The sequence below is a fragment of the Streptomyces wedmorensis genome, from assembly GCF_000716445.1.
Lineage (GTDB): Bacteria > Actinomycetota > Actinomycetes > Streptomycetales > Streptomycetaceae > Streptomyces > Streptomyces wedmorensis.
The window spans coordinates 1-7,192 of record NZ_JNWK01000117.1 but is presented as its reverse complement, the minus strand read 5'-3'; the positions used below and the strand labels follow the sequence as shown (position 1 = coordinate 7,192).

6 protein-coding genes and 2 pseudogenes are annotated in these 7,192 nt (G+C 73.0%); 5 read left to right on the top strand and 3 right to left on the bottom strand.

Going from position 1 to position 7,192, the window contains the following annotated elements:
* A pseudogene (locus tag OO54_RS46210) lies at positions 1–282 on the bottom strand (protease); the annotation flags it as partial.
* A gap of 194 nt (positions 283–476) precedes the next feature.
* Between OO54_RS46210 and OO54_RS40410 the strand changes: the two are divergent.
* From OO54_RS40410 to OO54_RS40400, 3 genes are all read left to right on the top strand, one after another.
* Positions 477–1,298, top strand: coding sequence for a glycerophosphodiester phosphodiesterase (locus OO54_RS40410; RefSeq protein WP_033212604.1), 822 nt, complete (start codon positions 477–479; stop codon positions 1,296–1,298).
* Positions 1,299–1,416: 118 nt separating this feature from the next.
* On the top strand, positions 1,417–2,019 hold the full coding sequence (locus tag OO54_RS40405) for an ATP-binding protein (protein WP_078905624.1): 603 nt from the start codon (positions 1,417–1,419) through the stop codon (positions 2,017–2,019).
* Between the two features lie 158 nt (positions 2,020–2,177).
* On the top strand, positions 2,178–3,155 hold the full coding sequence (locus OO54_RS40400; RefSeq protein WP_033212602.1) for a DUF5926 family protein: 978 nt from the start codon (positions 2,178–2,180) through the stop codon (positions 3,153–3,155).
* A 219-nt stretch (positions 3,156–3,374) separates the two neighbouring features.
* On the opposite strand, the gene OO54_RS40395 is transcribed toward OO54_RS40400, so the two are convergent.
* Complete coding sequence (locus tag OO54_RS40395; RefSeq protein ID WP_033212600.1) at positions 3,375–3,950, bottom strand: hypothetical protein; 576 nt, start codon at positions 3,948–3,950, stop codon at positions 3,375–3,377.
* 297 nt (positions 3,951–4,247) lie between these two features.
* The gene (locus OO54_RS40390) at positions 4,248–4,928 is read right to left on the bottom strand and encodes a bifunctional DNA primase/polymerase (protein ID WP_017240477.1); all 681 of its coding nucleotides are present in this window, start codon (positions 4,926–4,928) and stop codon (positions 4,248–4,250) included.
* A gap of 543 nt (positions 4,929–5,471) precedes the next feature.
* On the opposite strand from OO54_RS40390, the gene OO54_RS40385 reads away from it, so the two are divergent.
* Both OO54_RS40385 and OO54_RS48085 read left to right on the top strand, forming a co-directional pair.
* Positions 5,472–6,923, top strand: coding sequence for a PP2C family protein-serine/threonine phosphatase (locus OO54_RS40385; protein ID WP_078905623.1), 1,452 nt, complete (start codon positions 5,472–5,474; stop codon positions 6,921–6,923).
* Positions 6,924–7,037: 114 nt separating this feature from the next.
* Positions 7,038–7,192, top strand: a pseudogene (locus tag OO54_RS48085) (aminopeptidase P family protein); the annotation flags it as partial.

Below are 7,192 nucleotides of genomic sequence, written 5' to 3'. Positions count from 1 at the left end.
GGGGTGGGCCGCGTCGTGGGCGGGGGCCTGGGGGTGGGCCGCGTCGTGGGCGGGGCCCGGCTCGGGCGTCGGCGCGTGAGCCTGGGTCCGGGCCTGGGGGTGCGCCTCGGTCTGCGGCAGCGTCTGCGTGGGGTCCGGCTCCGGCTCCGGCGCGGTGTGGGCCGCCTGGGTCGCGGGCTCCGCGGCCGTGGTCGGAGGCGTCGGGGGTACGGGAGGCGTGGGAGGGGTGGACGGGGCAGCCGGGTCCGCCGGAACCGCCGTACCGTCGTTCTCGGTGCTCACAGCTCGCTCTCCTCGTTGACTGCGCGTGGTGGTGGCCGGGAGGCCACCTACTGGCTCCAGGGTGCTGCACCAGCTTTTCCCACAGGGCGTCAGGCCGCTGTAAGGCGGAGCTGTGCGTTCCCACCCCTTCCTTTATATACGGACAGAACGGACAGCCTCCGGTGTGCCCGCCCCGCCAATGGCACCATGACGCCGTGACTCACGCACGGCAGCACCAGAACCGCGTCCCCCTCCAGGTCGTCGCCCACCGTGGAGCATCCGAGGACGCACCGGAACACACCCTGGCCGCCTATGTGAAGGCCATCGAGGACGGCGCCGACGCCCTGGAGTGCGACGTCCGGCTCACCGCCGACGGCCATCTCGTCTGCGTCCACGACCGGCGCGTCGACCGCACCTCGAACGGCCGCGGCGCCGTGTCCACCCTCGAACTGGCCGATCTCGCCGCGCTGGACTTCGGGACCTGGAAGGGATGGGAGGACTCCGGCGAGAGCCCGGACCGCAAGGCCCCCGGATCGACCTCCGTCCTCACCCTGGAGCGCCTCCTGGAGCTGGTCTCGGACGCCGGGCGGCAGGTCGAGCTGGCCATCGAGACCAAGCACCCGACCCGGTGGGCGGGCCAGGTCGAGGAGCGGCTGCTGCAGCTCCTCAAGCGGTTCGGCCTGGACGAGCCGGAGTCCCCGGCCGACTCTCCCGTACGGATCATGAGCTTCTCGGCCCGTTCCCTGCACCGGATCGCCGCGGCGGCGCCGACGCTGCCGACCGTCTCCCTCGCCCAGTTCGTCTCGCCCCGGCTGCGCGACGGGCGGCTCCCCGCGGGCGCGCGCATCGCGGGGCCGTCGATCCGGATCGTCCGCCACCACCCGGCGGTGATCCTCCGGCTGCAGAAGGCCGGGCACCAGGTCCACGTCTGGACGGTGGACGATCCCGAGGACGTCGAGCTGTGCGAGCGGCTGGGAGTGGACGCGATCATCACCAACCGTCCGAAGCAGGTGCTGGCCCAGCTGGGCCGCGACTGAGGCCCCGCTGTCCCGACTCCTCCCTGTTCGTCCCCCTCTCCTTTTCCACCCGTCACAGGACACAACAGGACTTACAGGGAGTGCACCGGCGCGTTCCGTGTGTACGCGATCGTCACGAGTGCCTCATCCCACGCTGATTGGCCGGTTTCCGGTCCAGGCCATTGGGGCATCCACACGGTGGCGTGGGGCAAAGGAGGTCTCGGGGGTGGCGTTGGTGGTGGCACAGGAGGTGCCCACGTCGTCGAGCATGGCCGTACCCCATGGCCCTGCGGGCGTGGGTGAGGCGAGACACCGGATGCGGGACGAGCTGTACCGCAGCGGGGTGTCCGATTCGGTCGTCGACGACGCGGTGCTGATCCTTTCCGAGCTGCTCAGCAATGCCTGTCGGTACGGCAGGCCGCTGGGGTGCGCGGAGCGGGGCGAAGGCGATGTGCGGGCGGCCTGGCGGGTCGATCCGGCGGGCGGTCTGCGGGTGGAGGTCACGGACGGCGGCGGTCCGACGCGACCCGTTCCGTCGACGCCCTCGGTCACCGCGCACGGCGGCCGCGGGCTGAACATCATCGGGGCGCTGGCCCAGGACTGGGGCGTACGGGACAGCGCGACCGGCGAGGTCACCGTCTGGGTGGTGGTCACCGAGGGGCACCGCCGCGAGGACTTCGCGGCGCGTGTCGGCGGCGGCTCCGGCTTCGACTTCCTGGACGCGTACGACGACCTGGACTGAAGCGCCGGTGCCCCGGGGCGGGTTCCGGGTCCGGGCACGACCGGACTCCCGAAGGGCCGGACCGCGCCCCGCCTGAGGGGCGGTCGGGCCCGGTGCGGCTAGGCTCGCGGCCGATACAGCACGCACACAGCACGCCGCGATCGGGAGAAAGCCACACCATGGCCAAGAAGCGCCCCCAGACGAAGGCCGGCAAGACCGGCCAGGCACAGGTCACGAGCGGGGAGATCCCGGTCGTCGGTGCCCGCGAGCCGTGTCCGTGCGGTTCGGGCCGCCGCTACAAGGCGTGTCACGGCCGGGCCGCCGCGCACGCCGTGACCGAGCTCGTCCAGCGCCCCTTCGAGGGCCTGCCCGGCGAGTGCGACTGGGTCGCGCTGCGCGAGCTGGTGCCCGCCGCCACCGTGCCGCTCACGCTGAAGGGCGGACTGCCCGAGGGCGTGCCGTCCGTGACGCTCGCGACCGTGCTGCCGATGGCGTGGCCGGCGCTGCGCCGCGACGACGGCTCCGTCCTGCTCGCCCTGCAGAACGACTCCACCTCCGGTGACCTCGCCCGCGATCTGGCCGACACCCTCCAGCGCGCGCTGGAGGTCGAGCCGGGCACCCCGGTCCCCGCCCGCCGCGTGCCGGCCGAGGGCCCGCGCCTGCAGGAGCTGCTCGACACGGACGCCGCGTTCACGCCCGAGGTCCACACGGGCTTCGAGTTCTGGATCCCGCAGTCCGCCGACAGTGCCGACCCGGAGGTCGCGGCCTCCCTGGAGCGGGCCAACGCGGCCGCCATCCCGACCGTGAAGCTGACGGGCGTGGACTCCGCGTACTGGTGCGAGACCCCGGACAAGAACCACCTCCGCTGGGTCATGCCGCACCCGGAGGAGAAGCTCCTCGACGCGCTCGCCCGCCTCCAGGCCGGCGAGGGCACCTCCCTCGGCGCGGACACCCGGCTCGTCGGCTCCTTCCGGGCCCACGGCCTGATGGTGCCGGTGTGGGACCTGCCGACGTCGATGACGGCCGAGGAGTGCGAGAAGCCGGCGGCCGAGTTCGCCGAGCGGCTGGCCCAGGCGCTCGCCTCGGACGCCCCGCTCACGGCGGAGGAGCGCCGGGCGCGCGGCGGCCTCACGAACCGTCAGGTGACTCTCAGCTGATACCCCAGGTGGTATCGGTGACTGACAGACCGACCAGTCGGTGACTTCCGCCACAACACGGTCGGGGGACGGGTAAATCCCTGTCCGAATAACCGAGATCGAATTTGCGAACAGCAGATCTCTTGTTACCGTTCTGGAAGCCCGGTCGCTGGTGCATCCCCCGTCGCCAGCGATCGGGCCTTTCCATGTCCGCTCCCGGCTGGCCCGGAGCGTGGACGCTCAACTTCCTTCGCTGTCCGCCGTGTTGCTGCCGGAGCGCAGCAGCAGCGGAGTGTCGGCTCCTTCGCCCGTGCCCGCGAATTCGGCCACCGCCGTATAGGCGGTGGCGGCGCCACGACCACGTTCCCGAGGCGTTTCGCAGGTTCCGGGCTCGTCCTGCGCGGGAACGGGACAGCGCACTTGAACTGTCCGTCCGCCGGGCGCCATGAGGGTCAGAAACGCGTCGAGATCCTGTCCCGCCGCATTCCGGTAGTACGTACGCGCCCAGACGTCCGGGCCCTCGCTCAGGACACAGGTCTGCGCCTCGACCCCCTCGGGGGAGGCGAGTTCCGGACCGCAGCGCGTGACCCGCTCGGGGACCGTCGGCGCGGCCGCGCCGGGAACGGCCGGTGCGGGGGAGGCCGCCGTACGGGGTCCCAGGCCGAGGTCCCTCAGCAGGTCCCCCGCCTTCGCGTCGCCCGAGCCGGACGGTCGTACGGGGTCGCCCGTCGGTCCCGCCATGGCGACGAGCGGGAGCAGGACGGCCACCGTGACGGCGGTCCCGAGCCCGACCACGCGGAGGTTCACCGGACGCATGGAACCCACCTGCTCCTGCTCGGCTGGAGATCTTGAACGGTGGTGTGAACATAGCGGTGGGCGGCGGGCGCCCGGCCTGCCGCACGCCCGTTTCCTGTGCAAGTCGGTCCAGGACACACCCGTTCGGGTGAACGGCCGACAGTCGGCCGAACCCCGGCGCAGCCCCCCCGGCAGCCACGTTCGGCCGCCCCGGACAACCACGTTCGGCCGCCCCGGACCATCCCCGGACAGCCACGCTCGGCCGCCCCGGACCCGCCCTCCGGCAGCCGCGCTCGGCCGTCCCGCACGGGTTCCCCGTCAGTACGTCAGCCGGCTCCCGCCGCCCGGGGTGCTCGTGCTCGCCTCCACGAGGGCGTCGACCACCGCCTCGACGTCGGGCAGCCACGGGCGGGCCGAGCCCGCGAGCGGAGCCCGTTCCCACCGCACCTGGCCGGCCCCCGCGACGGAGGGCGGCAGCAGCAGGTAGCCGCCCTCGCCGTGGAACCGCAGCGAGCTGGGCACGCTGTCCTTCGCGTACAGCAGCTCGCCCAGTCGTTCGAGGCCGTACGGGGCGACGAGGATCGACCAGCGGGTCGGGGTCGCCACCACCGGGCCGAGCCGCATGCCCGAAGCGTCGAGCGCGGCGAGCGCCCGCGCGCCGGCCACCGCGGGCAGGCTGACGGCGCAGGGCGCGCGGCCGCCGGTGGCCAGGACCACGGGCGCGTCCGGGCGCCTGGTCCACCACCAGCGGACCATGCGCTCGTCCGTGGTGGCCGCGAGCAGCCCGGGGTCGTACGGGTGGGCCCCGGGGACCGCGCAGTCGGGGTCGGGGCAGGCGCAGGCCGCGCCGGCGGCCGTACGGGTCGTCGTTCTCAGGCTCGCTCCCGGCAGGACGGGCCAGTCCCACTCGACGGCGAAGGTGACCGCCGCGTCGAGCCGGGCGGACTTCGCCTTGCGCCGGAACCGGAGCCTGCGTCGCCTTCCGAGGATCTCGCGCATGAGCGCTCGTTCCTTTCCGTTGAACGCCGAATCCACATCACACCATGTGCAGAACACTTCACCGTGCGTATCAGCGCGTACCGGGTCGGCGGGGTGGCGCCCCGCGTCCGAGCGGGGCCGGCCGGGCCGGGACCAGGTGGAACCAGGTGGTACCGGATGGAACCAGGTGGAGCCAGGTGGTGCCGGACCGTCGCCGGGGGCGGGTCGGAACACGTTCCCCGCCACTCGGGGTGGGGGTGCGGCCTGCGGCATGAAAGACGCCGGGGTCCCGCATCACGTTCCGGGGCAGCTCCAACTGCCCCTGCCTGTCACCGATTACGTACCCAGCACGCTCGGAATGACGCGCTTTCAAACGACGCCAGTCGACCGCAAAAGGTGCACACCGGGGACAATTTTCGGCCAACTTGCCGCGCACTTCAACCCTCGCGCACGACCTCACAGACACCACAAGTCCCGTGGGGACAATGCTGGACATCGTTCCTCTTGTGCGTGTACATGTGGATGCATCGAGCGGCTCAGAATGACATGGGGGTTTGCGATGCTATGGCGTCAAACGCACCGGTCGGAAAGCCGACTGACATGAGTGCCCCGCACATGCCGAAAGTGGCTGGAATCGACTCCACGGTTCCCGGGCCCCCGCACACTACGCCGCCCCTCTCCGGGGTCCCCTCGGCGGCGACGCCCTCCGACGCGCCCCTCCCGGCCGGAGCGGTGATCCAGGACAGACTGGCCGCCTGGGTCTCCGACCTCACCACCCTCCACGAACTCACCGAGCGCCTCATCAGGACCTCCTCCCTCGACGAGGCCCTCCGCGAGGTGCTCGGCGCGGGCAGCGCCCTCGTCGGCGCCCGCCGCGGCATGGCCGTGTTCGAACCGGCCGACGGCCTCGGCCCCGCCACCACCATCGGCCTCGGCCTCGCCCACGCCGAACTCGGCACCATCGAGACCGTCCCGCGCGGCGCCACCAGCTACGGCCGTCTCCTGGACGGCCTCCCCGAGCCCGGGCACGTGGAGCGCGTCCCCGATCCGATCGCCATCCGCGACGTCCGCACCGAGGAGGGCCTCGACCCGCGCCACCGCGAGGTCGCCGCCCGCCTCGGCTACGCCGCCAGCTACGCCCTCCCCCTCGCCACCGAGGACGCCGGCCGCCTCGGCGCGGCCGTCTGGCTCTACGACGAGCCCGCCGAACCCGACGAACGCCGACGCCACCTCGTCGGGCTCTACTGCCGCTTCGCCACCGAGCACCTCGCCCGCCTCCTCCAGGTCGAGCGCGCCCGCGTGCAGGTCTCCACCGTCGCCGAGGAGCTGCTCCCCAGCCGCCTCCCCCGCGTCCCCGGCGTCCAGCTCGCCGCCCGCCACAGCACCGGCCCGCTGGGCGGCGGCGACTGGTACGACGCGCTGCCGCTGCCCGACGGCGCCCTCGGCCTCGCGGTCGGCTCCGTCTCCGGGACCGGCCCCAGCGCGCTCGCCGCGATGGGCCGGCTGCGCGCCTCCCTGCGGGCGTACGCGGTGATGGAGGGCGAGGACCCGGTCGCCGTCCTCTCGGACCTGGAACTGCTGCTCCGACTCACCGAGCCCGCCCGGTCGGCGACCGCGCTCTTCGCGTACGCCGAGCCCGCGCAGCGCCGGATCGTCCTCGCCGGGGCCGGCCACGCCCCGCCGCTCGTCGTCGGCGACCGGCGCACGGAGTTCGTGGAGACCTCGCTCTCGGCCCCGCTGGGGATGCTCTCCTGCTGGGAGGCGCCGAGCGTGGAGCTGTCCCCCGCGCCCGGAGAAACGGTGCTTCTCTACACCGACGGGCTGCTCCGCCGTACCGGCGACGCCATGGACCGCGCCTTCGCACGGCTCCACGCGGCCGCCTCGAGCGTGCCGAAGGCGGACCGGGGCGACCCGGGCGCCGTCGCCGACCACGTCCTGCGGACCCTGCTGCCGGAGGGCCTGGACCCCGCCGTGGACGGGGAGGACGTGGTCCTCCTCGCCGCCCGCTTCGAATGAGATGCGTGTAAGCGGAACGTAACTCTCCGGTAATGGGCCTTCCGGCCCTGGGCCCCCTTCCGTACGACCGTACGATGGTGGGGGTTCAGTGTCGTACCAAGAGGAGGCAGACCCGTGGCCGAGGAGCTCACGCCGGAGACCCCGGAAGAGACCGAAGAGCAGGCGATCAAGCAGCGGAAGAACGGCCTGTACCCGGGCGTCTCCGACGAGCTGGCCGAGAACATGAAGTCCGGCTGGGCCGACACCGAGCTGCGCGGTCTGGAGCCGAT

What these genes read in the sequence shown, in the direction of transcription:
- OO54_RS40400 (WP_033212602.1), top strand. Translation starts at nt 2,178, where the DNA reads ATGGCCAAGAAGCGCCCCCAGACGAAGGCCGGCAAGACCGGCCAGGCA.
- OO54_RS40395 (WP_033212600.1), bottom strand. Translation starts at nt 3,950, where the DNA reads ATGCGTCCGGTGAACCTCCGCGTGGTCGGGCTCGGGACCGCCGTCACG.
- OO54_RS40390 (WP_017240477.1), bottom strand. Translation starts at nt 4,928, where the DNA reads ATGCGCGAGATCCTCGGAAGGCGACGCAGGCTCCGGTTCCGGCGCAAG.
- OO54_RS40385 (WP_078905623.1), top strand. Translation starts at nt 5,472, where the DNA reads ATGGCGTCAAACGCACCGGTCGGAAAGCCGACTGACATGAGTGCCCCG.